Source organism: Kluyvera sp. (assembly GCF_047971185.1).
GTDB lineage: Bacteria > Pseudomonadota > Gammaproteobacteria > Enterobacterales > Enterobacteriaceae > Kluyvera.
In genome coordinates, this window is the sequence record NZ_JBKDZH010000058.1 from 47,425 (window position 1) to 64,774 (window position 17,350).

19 protein-coding genes are annotated in these 17,350 nt (G+C 58.8%); 12 read left to right on the forward strand and 7 right to left on the reverse strand.

Annotated features, from left to right (window positions below):
- Positions 1-24: 24 nt before the first annotated feature.
- The gene (locus tag ACK5JN_RS16900) at positions 25-930 is read right to left on the reverse strand and encodes a LysR family transcriptional regulator (RefSeq protein ID WP_416871274.1); all 906 of its coding nucleotides are present in this window, start codon (positions 928-930) and stop codon (positions 25-27) included.
- Positions 931-1,034: 104 nt separating this feature from the next.
- Between ACK5JN_RS16900 and ACK5JN_RS16905 the strand changes: the two genes are divergently transcribed.
- The 4 genes from ACK5JN_RS16905 to nepI all read left to right on the forward strand — a co-directional run bounded on the left by ACK5JN_RS16905 (position 1,035) and on the right by nepI (position 3,865).
- On the forward strand, positions 1,035-1,487 hold the full coding sequence (locus tag ACK5JN_RS16905; RefSeq protein WP_416871221.1) for a DUF1198 family protein: 453 nt from the start codon (positions 1,035-1,037) through the stop codon (positions 1,485-1,487).
- Between the two features lie 114 nt (positions 1,488-1,601).
- Positions 1,602-2,114, forward strand: a complete 513-nt coding sequence (locus ACK5JN_RS16910; RefSeq protein WP_416871275.1) for an SRPBCC domain-containing protein — start codon at positions 1,602-1,604, stop codon at positions 2,112-2,114.
- A gap of 146 nt (positions 2,115-2,260) precedes the next feature.
- On the forward strand, positions 2,261-2,560 hold the full coding sequence (locus tag ACK5JN_RS16915; RefSeq protein WP_416871222.1) for a helix-turn-helix domain-containing protein: 300 nt from the start codon (positions 2,261-2,263) through the stop codon (positions 2,558-2,560).
- Between the two features lie 120 nt (positions 2,561-2,680).
- The gene (gene nepI, locus ACK5JN_RS16920; RefSeq protein WP_416871223.1) at positions 2,681-3,865 is read left to right on the forward strand and encodes a purine ribonucleoside efflux pump NepI; all 1,185 of its coding nucleotides are present in this window, start codon (positions 2,681-2,683) and stop codon (positions 3,863-3,865) included.
- Positions 3,866-3,988: 123 nt separating this feature from the next.
- Here the strand turns inward: nepI and ACK5JN_RS16925 are convergent, their stop codons facing one another.
- The 4 genes from ACK5JN_RS16925 to ACK5JN_RS16940 form a co-directional block, all read right to left on the reverse strand.
- Positions 3,989-5,377, reverse strand: a complete 1,389-nt coding sequence (locus tag ACK5JN_RS16925; protein WP_416871224.1) for a carbohydrate porin — start codon at positions 5,375-5,377, stop codon at positions 3,989-3,991.
- 163 nt (positions 5,378-5,540) lie between these two features.
- Entirely contained in the window at positions 5,541-5,843 is a 303-nt protein-coding gene (locus tag ACK5JN_RS16930; RefSeq protein WP_416871225.1) for a PTS lactose/cellobiose transporter subunit IIA, read from the reverse strand.
- Positions 5,844-5,924: 81 nt separating this feature from the next.
- Complete coding sequence (locus ACK5JN_RS16935; protein ID WP_416871226.1) at positions 5,925-7,247, reverse strand: PTS sugar transporter subunit IIC; 1,323 nt, start codon at positions 7,245-7,247, stop codon at positions 5,925-5,927.
- Between the two features lie 12 nt (positions 7,248-7,259).
- Positions 7,260-7,574 (reverse strand): PTS sugar transporter subunit IIB, encoded by a 315-nt coding sequence (locus ACK5JN_RS16940; protein WP_416871227.1) that lies wholly within the window; start codon positions 7,572-7,574, stop codon positions 7,260-7,262.
- Positions 7,575-7,870: 296 nt separating this feature from the next.
- Between ACK5JN_RS16940 and ACK5JN_RS16945 the strand changes: the two genes are divergently transcribed.
- The 3 genes from ACK5JN_RS16945 to ACK5JN_RS16955 all read left to right on the forward strand — a co-directional run bounded on the left by ACK5JN_RS16945 (position 7,871) and on the right by ACK5JN_RS16955 (position 11,687).
- A complete protein-coding gene (locus tag ACK5JN_RS16945) occupies positions 7,871-8,821 on the forward strand; it encodes a LacI family DNA-binding transcriptional regulator (protein WP_416871228.1) in 951 nt (316 codons plus the stop codon).
- Positions 8,822-9,025: 204 nt separating this feature from the next.
- The gene (locus tag ACK5JN_RS16950; RefSeq protein ID WP_416871229.1) at positions 9,026-10,402 is read left to right on the forward strand and encodes an MFS transporter; all 1,377 of its coding nucleotides are present in this window, start codon (positions 9,026-9,028) and stop codon (positions 10,400-10,402) included.
- A 13-nt stretch (positions 10,403-10,415) separates the two neighbouring features.
- Entirely contained in the window at positions 10,416-11,687 is a 1,272-nt protein-coding gene (locus ACK5JN_RS16955) for a gallate dioxygenase (RefSeq protein ID WP_416871230.1), read from the forward strand.
- Here the strand turns inward: ACK5JN_RS16955 and ACK5JN_RS16960 are convergent.
- Entirely contained in the window at positions 11,684-12,910 is a 1,227-nt protein-coding gene (locus ACK5JN_RS16960) for a LysR family transcriptional regulator (protein WP_416871231.1), read from the reverse strand. The genes ACK5JN_RS16955 and ACK5JN_RS16960 overlap by 4 nt on opposite strands.
- 129 nt (positions 12,911-13,039) lie before the next feature.
- Between ACK5JN_RS16960 and galB the strand changes: the two genes are divergently transcribed.
- The 4 genes from galB to ACK5JN_RS16980 are packed head-to-tail and all read left to right on the forward strand — an operon-like array spanning position 13,040 to position 16,440.
- Entirely contained in the window at positions 13,040-13,780 is a 741-nt protein-coding gene (gene galB / locus ACK5JN_RS16965) for a 4-oxalmesaconate hydratase (RefSeq protein WP_416871232.1), read from the forward strand.
- Positions 13,777-14,490, forward strand: a complete 714-nt coding sequence (locus ACK5JN_RS16970) for a 4-carboxy-4-hydroxy-2-oxoadipate aldolase/oxaloacetate decarboxylase (protein WP_416871233.1) — start codon at positions 13,777-13,779, stop codon at positions 14,488-14,490. The genes galB and ACK5JN_RS16970 overlap by 4 nt, the downstream gene beginning before the upstream one ends.
- A 1-nt stretch (position 14,491) precedes the next feature.
- Positions 14,492-15,565, forward strand: coding sequence for a 4-oxalomesaconate tautomerase (locus tag ACK5JN_RS16975; protein WP_416871234.1), 1,074 nt, complete (start codon positions 14,492-14,494; stop codon positions 15,563-15,565).
- Between the two features lie 2 nt (positions 15,566-15,567).
- Positions 15,568-16,440: a DUF1932 domain-containing protein gene (locus ACK5JN_RS16980; RefSeq protein ID WP_416871235.1), complete on the forward strand. Its 873-nt coding sequence runs from the start codon at positions 15,568-15,570 to the stop codon at positions 16,438-16,440.
- A 53-nt stretch (positions 16,441-16,493) separates the two neighbouring features.
- On the opposite strand, the gene ACK5JN_RS16985 is transcribed toward ACK5JN_RS16980, so the two are convergent.
- Complete coding sequence (locus tag ACK5JN_RS16985) at positions 16,494-16,775, reverse strand: YicS family protein (RefSeq protein ID WP_416871236.1); 282 nt, start codon at positions 16,773-16,775, stop codon at positions 16,494-16,496.
- Positions 16,776-16,794: 19 nt separating this feature from the next.
- Here ACK5JN_RS16985 and ACK5JN_RS16990 point away from each other — a divergent pair, with 19 nt between their 5' ends.
- A complete protein-coding gene (locus ACK5JN_RS16990) occupies positions 16,795-17,322 on the forward strand; it encodes an Rpn family recombination-promoting nuclease/putative transposase (RefSeq protein ID WP_416871276.1) in 528 nt (175 codons plus the stop codon).
- Positions 17,323-17,350: the final 28 nt, after the last annotated feature.

Consider the following 17,350-nt stretch of genomic DNA (forward strand, 5'->3'; position numbering starts at 1 on the left):
TGCCCGGTTCTGCACCGGGCTTTTTTATGCCTGGCGCTGGCTGGTTTCATGCAGCAGCTCGCGCAGCCACTGCTGCGCCGGATCGCGATGCGTACGCTCGTGCCAGGCCATGCTTTTGGTAAACCCCTGAATCGCCACCGGCGGCTCCTGCACGCAGATCGCTGCGTCAGCGCGGGCTAAACGGCTTGGTACCACCGCAATCATCTCGCTGATTGCCAGCACTTCCGGCAGCACCAGGAAGCTGCTCACCGACAGCCCGATTCGGCGGCTGTAGCCCACTTTTGCCAGCGCATCGTCGGTGACGCCCCAGAAGCTCTCGCCCTCATAGGAGACCAGAATATGCTCCAGCGCGCAGAAACGGGCGAGGTTCAGCGGCTGCTGTGCGTCCGGATGGTCGGCGCGTAGCATACAGACGTAGCGCTCTTCGTACAGCGTGCGGCTGTGCAGATCGCCCGGCGTGGTGCTGGGCGTAAGCAGTGCGAGGTCGATTTTTCCCTGCTCAAACTGCGCGGCCAGCCGCTCCGGCTCCACCGGAATCACCCGTACCCTAATACCGGGCGCGCGAACCTTCAGCGCGGCGATAAACGGCACCACCACCGCCTTCAGGGCGTAATCGGTGGCGGCCAGCGTGAAGGTTAACGCGGCGGTTAACGGGTCGAACTGCGCGGGTTGTAGCAGTGCGTTGATATCGCTAAGGATTTGCTTTACCGCCGGGGCCAGCTGCTGGGCGCGCAGGGTCGGCACCATGCCGTGCGGCGCGCGGATAAACAGCGGATCGTCAAAGTTATCCCGCAGCCGGGTCAGCATGCCGCTGACGGCGGGCTGGGTCAGCGCCAGCCTGGCCGCCGCGCGCGTGACGCTGCGCTCATCGAGCAGCGCGTCCAGCGTTTTCAGCAGGTTGAAGTCGAGCGTTCTGAGATCCGGTTTCATCATCGAGTTCCTTCAGCGAGGTAACGCACATTATGGCACGTCCGATTATCGACAGAGCGCAAAATCCCATTATGATGTCGGGGTTTAGCTAAGTGAGAGCGTGCATGATCTGGTTAATTCTGGCCACCCTGGCGGTGGTATTTGTTGTCGGATTTCGGATCCTGACCTCGAGTTCCCGACGGGCCATACGCCGTCTGAGTGAGCGGCTGGCGATCACGCCGGAGCCGGTTGAATCGATGATTGACCAGCTAGGGAAAGCGCAGGGTGAAGAGTTTTTACGTTACCTGGAGCGCCCGAACGAAGCCCATTTGCAGAACGCGGCGCAGATGCTGCTGATCTGGCAGGTGTGCATCGTCGACGGCGGCGAATCCAACATGCTCAGCTGGCATCGGCGGCTGCAAAAGGCCCGTCTCGCCGCGCCCATCACCGACGCCCAGGTGCGTCTGGCGCTCAGCTTCCTGCGCGAGCTGGAGCCGGAGATTAGCGAGCTAAACGCCTTCCAGCATCGCTACAACGCGCTGTTCCACGATGAAAACGGCGTTCACTGGCTGCATTGATATCATTTTATATTATGTTGTTTATCAATAATGGTGATTATATTTATATCACTGTCGAGCGCATGATGAACCTCGTCAACAACATCACTCACGAGGTTCATCATGAAACAGTCCATGCAACAAAGCGCTATCGTCTGGCCGGAAGGCTACCTGCCGGGCACCACCGACAACTTTGCCTCTAACGAAATCATCGTCAGCGGCCTGACCGCCAAACAGATTTGGGCACAGCTCGACGACACCAACCTGTGGCCAACCTACTACAGCAACGTGGCGGATATCCATTTCCACGACGGCAGCGGCCCAACGCTAAGCGCCAACGCCCGCTTCCGTTTCTCGACTTTCGGTTTCCCGATTGAAGCACAGATTACCGAATACGTGCCGCCGGTTGACGGCCAGGCCGCACGGGTTGCCTGGCACGGCTGGGCGGAAGGCGACGCCACCACCCGTCTGGACGTTATCCACGCCTGGCTGTTCGAAGATCTTCCGGGCAACCGCGTGCGTATTCTGACCCAGGAATCGCAAATCGGCGTTCCGGCGCAGGAACTGGCGCGCACCGTGCCAAACCCGATGATTAACGGCCATCAGGAGTGGATTACCGGGCTGGTGAAATCGGCGCGAGGAGAGTGAGAATTTCATTGATTTATAGCAAATAGGCTATAATTTATTTATAGCTTATTTGCTATGAGGGATCGCCGATGTGGGAGGTGGAAACAACGGATGTTTTCGACTGTTGGTTCGTGGAGCAAACCGAAGCACTCAAGTAAGGAATGAGAATGGCGACCCTTAAAGAGTTAATGGCTAAACAGAGCCCGGAAAGTCAGAAGCGTATCGCTGAAAAAGTTGAAGAGATGCGTCAGACGATTGCCTTAAATCGATTAAGGGAAGAGCTGAACGTGTCTCAAGCAGAGCTGGCTGCGGCAATGGGGGTTAAACAGCCTACCGTGGCGAAAATGGAGCAAGCAGACAACGATCCCCGTCTCTCAACGTTAAAACGTTATGTTACAGCGTTAGGGGGAGAGATAAGCATTGATGTGACATTACCCACAGGAAAGAGAGTGGCGTTTCATCTTTGATGTTGGCTGAATAAGGCAACGTCGCCATCCGGAAAACAGTTGCTAAAACGTTAAATACGTCACAAATAAGATGTTACACTGCGTGTCTTTTCCGCAAAGACACCCTCCGCAGGTAACAAAATGAGTGCACATATCGAAGAAAAAACCCGCGCCGACGTCGTTGCGCGGCCCAACTGGTCGGCGGTTTTTGCCGTCGCGTTTTGCGTCGCCTGCCTGATTACCGTGGAGTTTTTACCCGTTAGCCTGCTCACGCCGATGGCGCAGGATCTGGGCATTTCCGAGGGCGTCGCCGGGCAGTCGGTCACGGTGACCGCGTTTGTCGCCATGTTTTCCAGCCTGTTTATTACTCAGGCTATTGGCGCCACCAACCGTCGCTACGTGGTGATTCTGTTCTCCGTGCTGCTGACGCTCTCCTGCCTGCTGGTGTCGTTCGCTAGTTCGTTTACGCTGTTGCTGCTGGGCCGCGCCTGTCTGGGGCTGGCGCTTGGCGGCTTCTGGGCGATGTCGGCCTCGCTGACTATGCGTCTGGTGCCCGCTCGCACAGTGCCGAAGGCGCTGTCGGTAATCTTTGGTGCGGTGTCCATCGCGCTGGTGATTGCCGCGCCGCTGGGCAGTTTTCTGGGCGGCATTATCGGCTGGCGCAACGTCTTTAACGCGGCGGCGGTGATGGGGCTGCTGTGCATTGTCTGGGTGCTGAAGGCGCTGCCGTCGCTGCCGGGCGAGCCTGCGCATCACAAGCAGAACATGTTTAGCCTGCTGCAGCGCCCCGGCGTGATGGCCGGGATGATCGCCATCTTTATGTCCTTCGCCGGGCAGTTCGCCTTTTTCACCTATATTCGTCCGGTGTATATGAATCTGGCGGGATTCGACGTCGACGGCCTGACGCTGGTGCTGCTGAGCTTTGGTATCGCCAGCTTTATCGGCACCTCGTTCTCCTCCGTTATCCTTAAACGCTCGGTCAAACTGGCGCTGGCCGGCGCGCCGCTGGTGCTGGCGGTGAGCGCGCTGGTGCTGAGTCTGTGGGGCGACGAAAAAATCGTGGCCGCGGCTATCGCCATTATCTGGGGGCTGGCGTTTGCGCTGGTGCCGGTGGGCTGGTCGACGTGGATCACCCGGTCGCTTGCCGATCAGGCGGAAAAAGCCGGCTCTATTCAGGTGGCGGTAATTCAGCTGGCGAATACCTGCGGCGCGGCGATTGGCGGCCTGGCGCTGGACCGTCTGGGGCTGACGTCGCCATTAATGATTTCCGGCGCGCTGATGCTGCTGACGGCGCTGCTGGTGACCGCAAAAGTGAAGATTCACTAATGCCACAATGGGGTCCCCTCGCCCCGTTGGGGAGAGGTTAGGGTAAGGGGTGTATGTTGGCCCGAAAGTCAAACCCTCACCCCAACCCTCCCTTTAGCAGGGAGAGGGGGTTTTCACGCTAGCTTAGAACCAGGCTTCAAACATGCCGCCGACGTTCAGCGAATCCAGCTGCTGGTCGTCGGTGCCGTTCACCTTCGCCGTACGCTTGTTGTCGACCTGACCACCGGTCACGTAGAAGCGCAGCATCGGACGGAATTCCGGGCCCATACCGATGGCGATGTTCTGCGACAGGGTCAGCTTCCAGCCGTGGTTATCCCCGCCCTGATCGTAATCGACACGCTGGTAACCCGCTTCCAGCCAGGTGGAGTGCACGTCGTTCCAGAAGTACATCGGACGCACGATCGCGCCGTAGTTTTTACGGTTGTCGGTGTTGTCTTTGCTGTTGTCGTAGTCGTGGAAGGCCAGCAGATATTCAACCTGCGCCTGCTGGGTAAACTTGTAGTTCCCCTCGAAGCTGGCGTAGATGGCGGTCAGACCGTCCGTTTTGTTGTAAACGCTGTTATCCGCGTTATCGGAGTAGCGCAGGATCACTTTGTTCACGCCGCTGCCATCGCTGTTGGTATGGCTTAACAGCAGGCCGCCCTGCCAGGCATCAAGCTGCTCATCGTTATCCACCGCTTTCGAATCAAAGCCGTAGTTAGCATACACTTCAACGTCGATCGGGCCGGCTTTGAGGTTGTGGGTTTTGGTGGTCAGCGCGTAGTGGCCGTCATCACCGGTGTCGGAGCTGCCGGTACAGGTAATGCGCGACGGGTTAGTCTCATCGGCCATCACTTCCGGGCTACAGGATTTCACCTGCGAGACGGCGGCCACGTCGAACTGCACGCCGCCGATATCAAAGTTTTTCACCCCGGCGCCCTGGCCGTCGTGGTTCATCCAGAAGTAGTCGTTGATACCCTGTTGCGGACGCTGGTGGAAGTCGCGACCGGCCCAGATGTAGGCATTCGGGTTGGACTCCAGCACGTTGGTCACGCCGACGTAGGCTTTTTTCAGGTTAACTTCGTCGCTCCAGTGGTCGAACATGACGTTGATATCCCAGATAGCGCCTTTGTCACTCTTAAAGGCCTTGGTGAGCTGGAATTCACCGCCGTTGCTTTCGTTACCCAGACGGCCAATCGCCGAGGCGCCGTTATAGGAGCCGTCGACGCCAATGTATTTCTGGTCGCCGGTCTGGAAATGCGCGCCGTAGCGCGCGTAGCCGCTGAACTTCAGGCCGAACGGCACTGCCATATCCGGCGTCGCGGCGGCGGTTTGCGGGTTAGTTTCCAGGTCTATCTTCTTGGCGGCAGCGGCGTCCATTTTGGCCTGGCGGTCCGCCAGCGCTTTATCGACGGCCTTCGCCACAATGGCGTCGATTTGCTCCTGAGTAAATTCTTGTGCCATTACAGAGGAGAGTGGGCAAAGCGCGGCGATAACCGCCATAGCTAAAGGAAGTTTTTTTACAGTTTTCATGGTTATCTCAAATTAATTAATTATATTTTCAGACAATAACCATCTCGTTCTGGTGTAAATATAAAAGACGCCACCAAAACAAGCTGATTCTATTTTTAATATCGTAGGGGTACAGTTAAATAATTAGCGTAATACAGTTCTCCGTAGTCAGAAAAATTTAATATTAACGTTGGTAAAGGTGAATAATCTCTTCCGACAGCTCACGCGCCAGCAGGGAATTCATCAGATGATCCTGGGCGTGTACCATAATCAATGTCATCGGCTGGCGCGCTTCGCCTGCATCCTGCTCAATGAGCTGAGTCTGCATATGATGCGCCTGGCGGGCGTAGCCGTCGGCTTCCCGCAGCAGATTTCTGGCTTCCTCGATCTCACCTTTGCGCGCGGCGTGCAGCGCTTCAAAACACAGCGAACGGGATTGGCCGGCGTTAATGATAATTTCCATTACCGCGTCTTCTAACCTAACCATAATAGGTCCCCCTGACTCGTGAAAGTCATCGTTTCAATAAGGGCTAAAAATATCTATTGCGTAATATTAATCAGCTCTGACTTAGCTGATAGTTTCGGCCACAGGCGTCGCCGCTTTTAATTTCTGCTCTTCCGTTTTCATTAATGAACGTTCATAGGCACGGAGGAACGGTAAATACATCGCCGCCGACATCAGCATGCAGATAATACACATGATGACCGGACTCAGCGCCCAGTTGGCCGCCCAGGACGCGCCGATGGGGGCCGGGGTGGTCCACGGGGTCAGAGACACCACCTGCGCCAGCCAGCCGAGGCGGGTTGCGGTGTAGGCCAGAACGGCGTTGATCATCGGAATGAAGACGAACGGGATAAACATCATCGGGTTCATAATAATCGGCGCGCCGAACAGAATCGGTTCGTTGATATTAAAGAAGCTTGGAACGATGCCCATTTTACCAATAGTACGCAGATGCGTGGCGCGGCTGCGCAGCAGCAAAAACGCCAGCGGTAAGGTGCAGCCAACGCCGCCGATCAGCAGGTAGTGATCCCAGAAGCCTTGCAGGTAAACGTGCGGCAGGACGGTGCCGGCGGCCAGCGCGGCCTGGTTAGCGGAGAGGTTCGCCATCCAGAACGGGTTCATGATGCCGGTGACAATCAGCGAGCCGTGAATCCCGGCAAACCAGAAAATCTGGCACATCAGCACCGACAGCAGAATCGCCGGCAGGGAGTCAGAGGCGGAAACCAGCGGCGCTAGCACATGCATAATCGCCTGCGGCAGGATCATGCCGGTCTGCGCTTCAATGAACAGGTTCAGCGGGTGCAGCGTGCCAATCACCACCAGCACCGGAATCAGGATCTCAAACGAACGCGCCACGCCGGTCGGCACTTCCTTCGGCAGGCGAATCGTTACGTTGTTTTGTTTGAGCCACGCATAGACGCGGGTGGAGTAAATCGCGGTAATCAGCGCGGTAAAGATCCCCTGACCGGAAAGGTACTGGGTGGAAATTTTACCGTCGGCGTACGGCGCGGCGACCAGCAGAAACGCCATAAACGCCAGCAGTCCGGACATCACCGGATCGAGGTTAAACTGACGGCCGAGGCTGGCCCCGATACCGACGGAGATAAAGAACGTCATCACGCCCATGCTGAGGTTGAACGGCAGCATCAGCTGCTCGCGATAGTGCTCAGAGAAATCCAGCCAGCCGCGGGCGAAACCGTTGGTGGTATCCGGTGAAAACGGTGGAAAAATAAACACCAGCATGAACGAACCGATGATCATAAACGGCAGCGCGGCGGTGAAGCCGTCGCGAATGGCGATGACATATTTCTGCTGCCCGAGACGGCCGGCCAGCGGGGTTATGGATTGCTCAATAACGGCAACCATCGACTGATAAAGAGAACTCATCTGGAAACCCTTTTAGTGCGCCGCGGAAATCAGCGACAGAGCGTAATCGAGTACCTTGTCACCCCGTTGCATTCCGTAGTCCATGGTATCGATCGGCTGGACGGGAATATTCTGGGCGGCGGCCTTTTCTGACAAACTTTTTAACATGTACTTCACCTGTGGCCCCAGTAACACCACCTGATATTGCGGGTACTGGATATCAAACTCGGACACGCCGTAGGCATCAATTTTCACCGGCAAGTCCCGTTCTTTCGCGGCTTCAACCATTTTTCTGACCAGCATACTGGTCGACATTCCGGCGGAGCAGCACAGCATAATTTTGTACATCGACGACCCTCCTCTAAATGTAAAAAGTTGTTGCGAGTTTGATTTGATATGAAACTGAAACCGGTTTCTATTCATAAAACTTAGAACTGTGATATCCATCAATTTCTCATGCTTATGAGACTAATTATTTCGTCCTGGCTCACATAAAAATGTCGTTTTGCGATGAAATGGACATCAAATGGACAATCGGTTTCCATGAAAAAAGAGAAACGGATATACTGGGCTCAGCTATCATTTAAGCCGTTGCTGTACAGAGGATTTTTACGGCAGGCATTGTGCCTTTTCAGGGGAGAAAGATGTCCACAATCAACGATGTATCACGTCTGGCAGGGGTATCTAAAGCCACGGTTTCACGTGTGTTGAGCGGTTCAAGAGGCGTCAAAGAGGCCAGCCGGCTAGCGGTATTACGGGCGGTTGATGAGCTCAATTATCGGCCAAATGTGATTGCCCAATCGCTGCTGAGTCAATCCACCGGCTGCATTGGCGTCATTTGCGCCATGGAGAATATTAATCAGACCACCGGCTATCTTTACGCGCTGGAAAAGCAGTTCAGCCAGCATCAAAAGCATCTGCTGCTGCGCTTTGCCAATACGCGTACCGGCGTGATGTCCGCGCTGGACGAACTGACCAGCGGGCTGTGCGATGACGTGCTGATTATCGGCGCGCGCTTCCCGCTGGAGGTGGAAAGCGACAACGTGGTGCTGATTGACTGCCCGGAAGCGGAGACCGGCAACAGTATCCAGTTTGACCACGTATTTGCCGCGGAAACCGCCTGCAATTACCTCGCCAGCCAGGGGCGGCGGCAGATTGCGCTGATCCAACCGCTGGGCAGCGGCTTTGCCGACGACGTGCTGCTGGGCTACAAGCACGGGCTGGAGAAAAACTTCCTGCCGTTTAATCGCAATCTGGTGTTTATGGACAGCAGTTCGTCTACCGTGGCGCTGCAGGAGCTGCTCAATAACGCCAGTCTGGTCAGCTTTAACGCCCTGCTGGTGGCCGACGAACAGGAAGCGCAGCGGGTGATCCCGCAGCTGCTGGCCTTTAACAAGCGGGTGCCGGAAGACGTGATGGTCTTTAGCCTCGCCGGTTCGCTGCACCTGCCTGGCATCCCGACCATCCCGGCGATTGAATACTCGATGGACGCTATCGCCGCGCGCATTGTGCACTGGCTGGAAGAAAAAACGCAGACGCCGGGCCACACCGCGTTTCGCGGGGATTTAATCCTTCCCAATACCCGTCCGCGCTAGTTTTTACCGCCCGCCGCAGGGTTTGCGGCGGGGCATTTCCCGCTTTCACCTTTTTGCCACCCCGCTCACAATATAAAAATAACTCATACCTACCCCCGGATTTTTGAACCGGACAGCGTCGGGCGACTGCCTTACCGTGGACTGAACGTTCATCCAATAACACAAACCAGAACATTCAGACCTCCTCTTTAAGGAAGTGACCCTATGAACCTCTCTACCGGTGTAGATGTAAAAGCGTGGATAGATGCCCGACCAATCTCGCGCTTTCAGTGGAAAATCCTGTTTCTCTGTTTCGTGATTATCATGCTCGACGGCTACGACGCCGCGGTGATGGGCTTTATCGCCCCGGCGCTGCTGGAGGACTGGGGCATCAGCCGCGCGGCGCTCGGGCCCATCCTCGGCGCCGCGATGTTCGGCGTGGCGCTGGGTGCGCTGATTGCCGGGCCGCTGGCCGATCGCTACGGGCGCAAGCGGATTCTGCTGGCCTCGGTGGCGCTGTTTGGTCTCTTCAGCCTGGCGGCGGCAATGGCGCAAACGCCGACGCAGCTGGCGCTGCTGCGTTTCCTGACCGGGCTGGGCCTGGGGGCGGTCATGCCAAACTGTGTGACGCTGGTGGCGGAATACATGCCGGAACGGCGTAAAGGGCTGATGATTACGCTAATGTACAGCGGATTTAACGTCGGCTCCGGGCTGGGTGGCTTCATCGCCGCCGCGCTGCTGTCGCACTACAGCTGGCACTCGGCGCTGATTTTCGGCGGCGCGCTGCCGCTTATCGTACTGCCCTTTATGCTGGTGATGCTGCCGGAATCCGCCATGAATATGGTGGCGCGACGCCTGCCGGGGGCGGAAATCGCCCGCGTGCTGAATCGGATGGGGGGAAGCTTTGCCGCCAGCACGCTGTTTACCCTCAGCACGCCGGAAATCTCCCGTCATGCCAAAGTGATCCAGCTATTCCGCGGCGGCTATGCGCGCGGAACGGTCGCGCTGTGGCTGACCTATTTCATGGGCCTGTTTGTGATTTACCTGCTGAACGGCTGGCTGCCGACCATTCTGCGCTCCGGCGGCCTGTCGCTGCAGCAGGCGGCGATCATCACCGGCCTGTTCCAGCTCGGCGGCCCGCTGGGCGGTATTCTGGTGGGCTACCTGATGGATCGCACTTCGGCGAAAGTGGTGATCGCGGCAACCTATTTCCTTGGCTGCCTGTGTCTGCTGTCGCAGGGGCTGATGGACTTCGGCTCGGCGGCGCTGTCGGTGCTGATCTTTATCAGCGGCATGTGCATTAACGGCGCGCAGAACGGCCTGCAGGCCTATTCACCGGCCTACTATCAGACCGAAATTCGCGCCACCGGCGTAAGCTGGATGCACGGTATTGGCCGCATCGGCGCGATTTTAAGTTCGACGCTCGGTGGCGTCATCATGCTGGCAGTACCGGGGCACTCGTCGATTTTCCTCGTGCTGGCGCTACCGGCCTGTCTGGCGGCGGCCTGCATCCTGATGCACCGTATGAATTCGCGTAACGTGGCGCAGACGCCGCGTGCGGCGGGCGATGTTGCGTTATCGCAAACCGCCTCTCATCGATAAGTGGAGTTAACCTATGGCCAGAATTATTGGCGGAATTGCCGTCTCCCATACCCCGACCATTGGCTTCGCGGTCGATCATCATAAACAGCACGACGCGGCGTGGGCGCCGATCTTTGAGAGCTTTGAGCCGCTGCAGCGCTGGCTCGCCGAGAAAAAGCCGGATGCGCTGGTGTATATCTTTAACGACCATGTGACCGCTTTTTTCTTCGACCACTACTCCACCTTCGCGCTGGGGATTGATAACGAATACGGCGTCGCCGATGAGGGGGGCGGCCCGCGCAATCTGCCGCCGATCAAAGGCAACGCCGCGCTGTCGCGCCATATTGGCAGCAGCCTGATGGCCGACGAGTTTGATATGTCGTTCTTTATGAACAAAAAGCTCGATCACGGGCTGTTTTCGCCGCTGTCGGCGCTGCTGCCCTGGCAGAGCGGTGAATGGCCGACCAACGTGGTGCCGCTACAGATTGGCGTGCTGCAATTCCCGGTGCCGAGCGCGCGCCGTTGCTACAAGCTTGGCCAGGCGCTGCGTCGGGCGATTGAGAGCTTCCCGGAGGATATCAGCGTCGCCATTGTGGCCACCGGCGGGCTATCGCATCAGGTGCACGGCGAGCGCTGCGGTTTTAACAACACCGAGTGGGACGCGCAGTTCGTCGATATGCTGGTCAACGATCCGCAAAAACTGACCGAAATGACGCTGGCGGAATACGCCGAGCTGGGCGGTATGGAAGGCTCGGAGGTGATCATGTGGCTGGTGATGCGCGGCGCGCTGTCGGCCAACGTCAGCGAAACCTGGCGTGATTACTATCTGCCGTCGATGACCGGTATCGCCACGCTGATTCTGGAAAACAACGCCCGTCTGCCGCCGGTGGACACGTTGACGCGCCATCGCCAGCATATGGCGCGCCAGCTGGCGGGGGTGGAAAAGCTGCCCGGTACCTATCCGTTTACCCACGAGCGCAGCCTCAACGGTATGCGGCTGAACGCCTTTCTGCACAAGTTGACGCAGCCCGCGTGGCGCGAGCGTTTCCTCCATGCGCCGCAGGCGCTGTACGATGAAGCTGAGCTCAGTGAGCAAGAACAGCAGCTGCTGACGGCGCGCGACTGGCGTGGCCTGATCCAGTACGGCGCCAGTTTCTTCCTGCTGGAAAAAATGGGCGCGGTGGTCGGCGTGTCGAATCTGCATATCTACGCCGCCATGCGCGGGCAGACGCTTGACGAGTTCCAGAAAACCCGCAACCAGCAGGTGACCTACTCGGTCGCGGGGACAAAAACGCCGGCCCGTTAACCGGCCGCCACCTGCTGGCGGATAAAGTTCACCAGCGCCTGGGTGGCGGGCGAGGGCAGGCTGCCTTCGCGGAAGGTCAGCCCGATGCGTCGGCGCGTATTGGGCAGCTTCACCGGCAGGACGGTCAGCAGATGATTATCTATCTCAAAGCGCATCTGGCTGGCGGAAACGGCGGCCAGCAGCGGCGAGTCGAGCAGCAGCCCGCGCACCATCGCGGCGTCGCCGGTTTCCACCACCGGCAGCGGCTGCGGCAGGCCCAGCGCGACAAAGGCCTGGTCCAGTAGATGGCGCGCCGGGGCGTTGCTGCGCGGCAGTACCCACTGGGCGTTCGTCAGCTGGCTGAGCGGATCCGGGTGGCTGAGCAACGGGTGATCGTTACGTACCAGAATCAGCATCTCTTCTTCAAACAGCGCCTCGCAGCTTAGCTCCGGCAGGGCGTCATGCTGGCGCAGCGCGCCGATAATAAAATCAATATTCCCTGCCCGCATGTCCGACACCAGGGATTCATACGGGCTTTCGTTGGTCAGAATGCGAATGCCGGGATGCTGCGCCAGAAAGGCGCCGATCGCCGCCGGTAGCAGCTGCGTGCGGCTGAGCGGTAGCGCGCCAATGCGCACGTTCCCTACCAGAACTCCGCGTCTGGCCGCCAGATCGTCCCAGATGTGCGCCAGTTCATTCAATGCGCGGCTGACGCTGGGGTAGAGCGCATCGGCAGCGGCCGTTGGCCTCACCCCCTCCGGCGTGCGCCGAAACAGCGCCGATCCGGCTCCCTTTTCCAGAATCTTCAGCGCCGCGCTGATGGCAGGCTGCGTCACGCCCAGCTGGTTAGCGACGGTCTGGGTATGGTTGATGTGGTAGAGCTGAATAAAAATCTCCAGCCGCCGGGTATTAAACAGCCAGCCGGCATCGGGCAGCTCTTTGCGCGGCCCGGCGCGCTCTTTTAGCCGCTGCATCAGCGCCGGGACGGCCTGCAAATCGTCAATGGCCCGCAGCGCGCGCGGTAAAATGCACCTGCCGTATTCCGTTAGCACCATCCCGCTGTAATGGCGTTCGAACAGGGTGACGTCGAGCGTCGCCTCCAGATCGCGTATAGCGCGGGTAATCGCCGACTGGGTGCGGAATAAGTCGTCGGCGGCGCGGGAAACGCTGCCGCGGCTGGCAACCTGACAAAAGAACCGCAACTGCATGATATTCATATCTTTATAGTTTTTTCTCTGCATCATGCTAATCATCTTCTCTTGCCGGGTGATTTATCATCAACATAAATAAAAATCATAGCCTTCGCAAGTTAACGAATTACCCGCTGCGTCCCGGACATGACAAGCTGGAAAAAAACCAAGAAGGAAGCCCACATGTCTACTCTGATTACCCCCAAAAGCGCCCTTATCGTCAGTGCTCACTCGGCGGATTTCGTCTGGCGTGCGGGCGGCGCTATTGCTCTGCACGCCGAGCAAGGCTACCAGGTGCATATTGTCTGCCTGTCGTTCGGCGAACGCGGCGAATCCGCAAAGCTGTGGCGCAAGGGCAATATGACCGAACAAAAAGTGAAGCAGCATCGCCAGCAGGAAGCGCAGGCGGCGGCCGATATTCTCGGTGCGAGCGTGGAGTTTTTTGATATCGGCGATTACCCGCTGCGCGCCGACAAAGAGACGCTGTTCCGCCTGGCGGACGTCTACCGCCGCGTGCAGCCGCACTTTGTCCTCACCCATTCGATGCACGATCCGTACAACTACGATCATCCGCTGGCCTCTAACCTGGCCCAGGAGGCGCGCATTATCGCCCAGGCGGAAGGCTATCGTCCCGGCGAGCCGGTAGTGGCCGCGCCGCCGGTCTACTGCTTTGAGCCGCATCAGCCGGAGCAGTGCAACTGGAAGCCGGACGTGCTGCTGGATATCACCAGCGTGTGGGAGAAAAAGTACCGCGCCATCCAGTGCATGCAGGGGCAGGAGCATCTGTGGGAGTACTACACCCGCGTGGCGCTGCAGCGCGGCGTGCAGGCGAAGCGCAACATCGGCATTACCGCCGCGCGTGATATCAGCCATGCGGAAGGCTTCCAGAGCATCTTCCCGCGCGTAACGGGGGACCTGGCATGAATTTACTCAATAAAAAAGGCGTCGCCATTCGCCATATTCCGCGCACCGACGGTGGCAAATTACGTCAGTTTGCCACGGCGGGCGTCGCGACGATTCACGAATCCCACGCGCGTCAGGGGCTGATGAACCCGCATATTCGCCCGATTCAGCAGGGCGCCAGCCGCGCGGGCAATGCCGTCACGGTGCTGGTGACGCCGGGCGATAACTGGATGTTCCACGTGGCCGTTGAGCTATGCCAGCCGGGCGATATCCTGGTGGTCGCCCCAACGTCACCCTGCGGTGACGGTTTCTTCGGCGATCTGCTGGCGACCTCGCTACAGGCGCGCGGCGTGATTGGCCTGGTGGGCGATATCGGCATTCGTGACTCCCAGACGTTGCGAGAGATGGGCTTTGCGGTGTGGTCGCGGCAGGTCTATGCCCAAGGGACGGTGAAAGAGACCCTCGGATCCGTCAACGTGCCGCTTATCTGCGGCGGCCAGCTGGTGGTGCCGGGAGACGTGGTGGTGGCCGATGATGACGGCGTGGTGGTGGTGCCGCACGCGCTGGCGGATACGGTGCTGGCGAAGGCGGAGAGCCGCATCGCCAACGAAACGGCGAAGCGCGAGCGGATGCGCAGCGGCGAGCTGGGGCTGGATATCTACGCCATGCGCCCGCGTCTGGCCGAGAAGGGGCTGCGCTATTTTGATTCGGCTGAAGAGGTGAGGGATTAACATGGCGCAGCGCAGAATTCCCTGCCTGTGGATGCGGGGCGGCACCTCGAAGGCGGCCTGCTTTCTGGCCTCCGATCTACCCACGTCGCCTGAACAGCGCGACGCGGTACTGCTGGCGGTGATGGGGTCGCCGGATCCCCGGCAGATTGACGGTATCGGCGGCGCGGATCCGCTCACCAGCAAGGTGGCGATTATTCAGCCCTCAACGCGCCCGGATGCCGACGTGGACTATCTCTTCGCCCAGGTCAACGTCGATCGCGCGGTGGTCGACTACGGCCAGAACTGCGGCAATATTCTGGCGGCAGTGGGGCCGTTTGCCATCGAACGGGGGTTGGTAGCGCGGGTTGCGCCGATGACGCAGGTGCGGGTGCACATGGTTAATACCGGACAGATTGCGATCGCCGACGTGCCCTGCTCGGCGGAAGGCGTGGAGTACGGCGGTGAGGCGCGTATCGACGGCGTGCCGGATACCGCCAGCCCGATAATCCTGCACTTCCTTGATATTGCCGGTGCGACCTGCGGCGCGCTGCTGCCAACCGGCAACGTGGTCGATCGTTTTGAGGGGATCGACGTCACCTGCATTGATAACGGTATGCCGGTGATCCTGCTACGGGCCAGCGATCTCGGACGATCGGGCTATGAAACCCGTGAACAGCTGGACGCCGATGTGGCGCTCAAGCAGCGGCTCGAATCCATTCGCCTGCAGGCGGGGCCACGGATGAATCTTGGCGACGTATCCCAGCGCAGCGTACCGAAAATGACGCTGATTGCCGAGCCGCGTGACGGTGGGGCAATCAGCTGCCGAACCTTTATTCCTCACCGCTGCCACGCCTCGATTGGCGTGTTCGGCGCGGTGAGCGTCGCCACCGCCTGCCTGCTGCCCGGTTCGGTAGCGCAGGGGCTGGCTAAGGTCACTGACGCGCACGAACTGATGGTCAGCGTCGAGCATCCTGGCGGCGAGTTTAGCGTAGCGCTGCAGCGTGGTGATGACGGCGGGCTGGCGGGCTGTGGGCTGCTGCGGACCGCCCGGCTGCTGTTCGCTGGGGATGTGTTTATTCCGGCAACCCGGGAGTGAAGATGAGACATATTGCGTTTATCGGTTTTGGCGAAGCGGGAACTATTCTGGCGAGCGAGCTGGCGGGCCTGCATTCGGTGGTGGTGTGGGATAAAAAATTCATTGGCGCGGAACGCGATGCGATGCTGGCAAAGGCCGAGCGGTGCGGCGTGCGGGCAGCGAGCTCGCTGGCGGAGGCGCTCGACGGCGCAGGGTGGGTGTTTTCCACCGTCACTGCCGGTTCGGCGCTGGACGTGGCGGTGCAGAGTGCGACGCTTATGCAGAGCGGGCAGTTCTTTCTCGATCTTAACTCGGTGGCGCCGGACACCAAGCGTCAGGCCGCTCGCGCCTTTGCGCCCGGCGTGTACGTGGATGTGGCGGTAATGGCGCCGGTCCCGCCCGCGCGGATGAAAACCCCGCTGCTGGTGGGCGGCCCGCAGGCGGAGTCGGTGACCGATGTGCTGAATCAGCTGGGGTTTAACGCCCGCTACGGCGATACGGCGGTGGGTAAAGTGTCTGCCATCAAAATGTGTCGCAGCGTGATGATTAAAGGGCTGGAGGCGCTGACCACCGAATGCCTGTTTGCCGCGCGCGAGTACGGCGTTGAAGAGGAGGTGCTGGCCTCGCTGCACGCCAGCTTCCCCTCGCTGGGCTGGGATGGCGCATTTGCGGGCTATCTGATTAGCCGCGTCGCCGAGCACGGCGTGCGCCGTAGCGAAGAAATGGAAGAGGTCGTGAAAACCCTGCGCGATGCGGGCGGCGAAGGGATGATGAGCCAGTCTACGGTGCGGGTCCAGCGCGGCTTACCGCAGCAGATGCGCGAGCGCGGTCTCGATTACGCCGGGCTTGAACCCTTCAACTGGCAGTCGCTAGCGGACTCCTTAAAGGGGCGGTGACCGCATTCTACAAACGGTAATGATGAGCCGCGCATCAATGTCGGTAGCCCGGACTATTTCGCCGGGCACTGAATCTCGCGAATCGCCTTCTCATAGGCCGCGCGATCGTTCTTATCCAGCGCCCGCGTCGCGCTGTGCACCGCCGTTTTGTTCTCTGCCGAATCCAGAATCTGGTTGGCAAACTGGGTATCACTCATCCCGCCGCTGGCAGGGCAGTTCTGCTTCACGTCTTTCACCACCTGCTGCTTTTGCTGCTCGAATTTCAGCCCTTCCAGCGGCGCGGCAAATGCCACCGCAGGCAGCATCAGGCAGACGGCGAGACAGATCTTTTTCATGATGAATATCCTTATGTTAATGCGTTTTCTTAACTATAAGCCGTATTCGCCGGTACGTCATTTTGCGTGGCGATTTCGAGCTCCGCTGGTTGATATTACCGTGGTGCCGGACGATGAGATTATGCAGCATCGCCGTGTGGCGCTGCTGGAGCTGGTGCAGAAGCATATTCGCCAGCGCGATTTGTTGGCATTAGTCGACCAGATCGCCCGATTACTGGTTACGGGATGTGCTACTGACAGCCAGATGGAAGCGTTGTTTAATTACCTGCTGCGGTCAGGAGATGCGGTTCGTTTTCACGAATTTCTCCAGGCGGCGGTTGAACGTGTACCCGAACAGAAGGAGAAAATCATGACCATTGCGGATAGGCTGCGGGAAGAGGGGCACTGGGAAGGCAGAAAGGAGGGCGTTCAGCAGGGATTGCAGCAGGGCGTACGCCAGGAAGCGCTACGCATTGCTCGAACGATGCTGGAAAATGGCATCGACGCGGCGATGGTTCAATTAATCACCGGTCTTTCCGCCGACGAGCTGGCTTCTCTGCAGCACTGAATTTTTGCCCGGTAACCTTCGTTACCGG

Bases quoted from the DNA above. Each gene is read 5' to 3' on its own strand.
- ACK5JN_RS16900 (WP_416871274.1), bottom strand. From the start codon at position 930: ATGAAACCGGATCTCAGAACGCTCGACTTCAACCTGCTGAAAACGCTG.
- ACK5JN_RS16905 (WP_416871221.1), top strand. From the start codon at position 1,035: ATGATCTGGTTAATTCTGGCCACCCTGGCGGTGGTATTTGTTGTCGGA.
- ACK5JN_RS16910 (WP_416871275.1), top strand. From the start codon at position 1,602: ATGCAACAAAGCGCTATCGTCTGGCCGGAAGGCTACCTGCCGGGCACC.
- ACK5JN_RS16915 (WP_416871222.1), top strand. From the start codon at position 2,261: ATGGCGACCCTTAAAGAGTTAATGGCTAAACAGAGCCCGGAAAGTCAG.
- nepI (WP_416871223.1), top strand. From the start codon at position 2,681: ATGAGTGCACATATCGAAGAAAAAACCCGCGCCGACGTCGTTGCGCGG.
- ACK5JN_RS16925 (WP_416871224.1), bottom strand. From the start codon at position 5,377: ATGAAAACTGTAAAAAAACTTCCTTTAGCTATGGCGGTTATCGCCGCG.
- ACK5JN_RS16930 (WP_416871225.1), bottom strand. From the start codon at position 5,843: ATGGTTAGGTTAGAAGACGCGGTAATGGAAATTATCATTAACGCCGGC.
- ACK5JN_RS16935 (WP_416871226.1), bottom strand. From the start codon at position 7,247: ATGAGTTCTCTTTATCAGTCGATGGTTGCCGTTATTGAGCAATCCATA.
- ACK5JN_RS16940 (WP_416871227.1), bottom strand. From the start codon at position 7,574: ATGTACAAAATTATGCTGTGCTGCTCCGCCGGAATGTCGACCAGTATG.
- ACK5JN_RS16945 (WP_416871228.1), top strand. From the start codon at position 7,871: ATGTCCACAATCAACGATGTATCACGTCTGGCAGGGGTATCTAAAGCC.
- ACK5JN_RS16950 (WP_416871229.1), top strand. From the start codon at position 9,026: ATGAACCTCTCTACCGGTGTAGATGTAAAAGCGTGGATAGATGCCCGA.
- ACK5JN_RS16955 (WP_416871230.1), top strand. From the start codon at position 10,416: ATGGCCAGAATTATTGGCGGAATTGCCGTCTCCCATACCCCGACCATT.
- ACK5JN_RS16960 (WP_416871231.1), bottom strand. From the start codon at position 12,910: ATGATGCAGAGAAAAAACTATAAAGATATGAATATCATGCAGTTGCGG.
- galB (WP_416871232.1), top strand. From the start codon at position 13,040: ATGTCTACTCTGATTACCCCCAAAAGCGCCCTTATCGTCAGTGCTCAC.
- ACK5JN_RS16970 (WP_416871233.1), top strand. From the start codon at position 13,777: ATGAATTTACTCAATAAAAAAGGCGTCGCCATTCGCCATATTCCGCGC.
- ACK5JN_RS16975 (WP_416871234.1), top strand. From the start codon at position 14,492: ATGGCGCAGCGCAGAATTCCCTGCCTGTGGATGCGGGGCGGCACCTCG.
- ACK5JN_RS16980 (WP_416871235.1), top strand. From the start codon at position 15,568: ATGAGACATATTGCGTTTATCGGTTTTGGCGAAGCGGGAACTATTCTG.
- ACK5JN_RS16985 (WP_416871236.1), bottom strand. From the start codon at position 16,775: ATGAAAAAGATCTGTCTCGCCGTCTGCCTGATGCTGCCTGCGGTGGCA.
- ACK5JN_RS16990 (WP_416871276.1), top strand. From the start codon at position 16,795: ATGCGTTTTCTTAACTATAAGCCGTATTCGCCGGTACGTCATTTTGCG.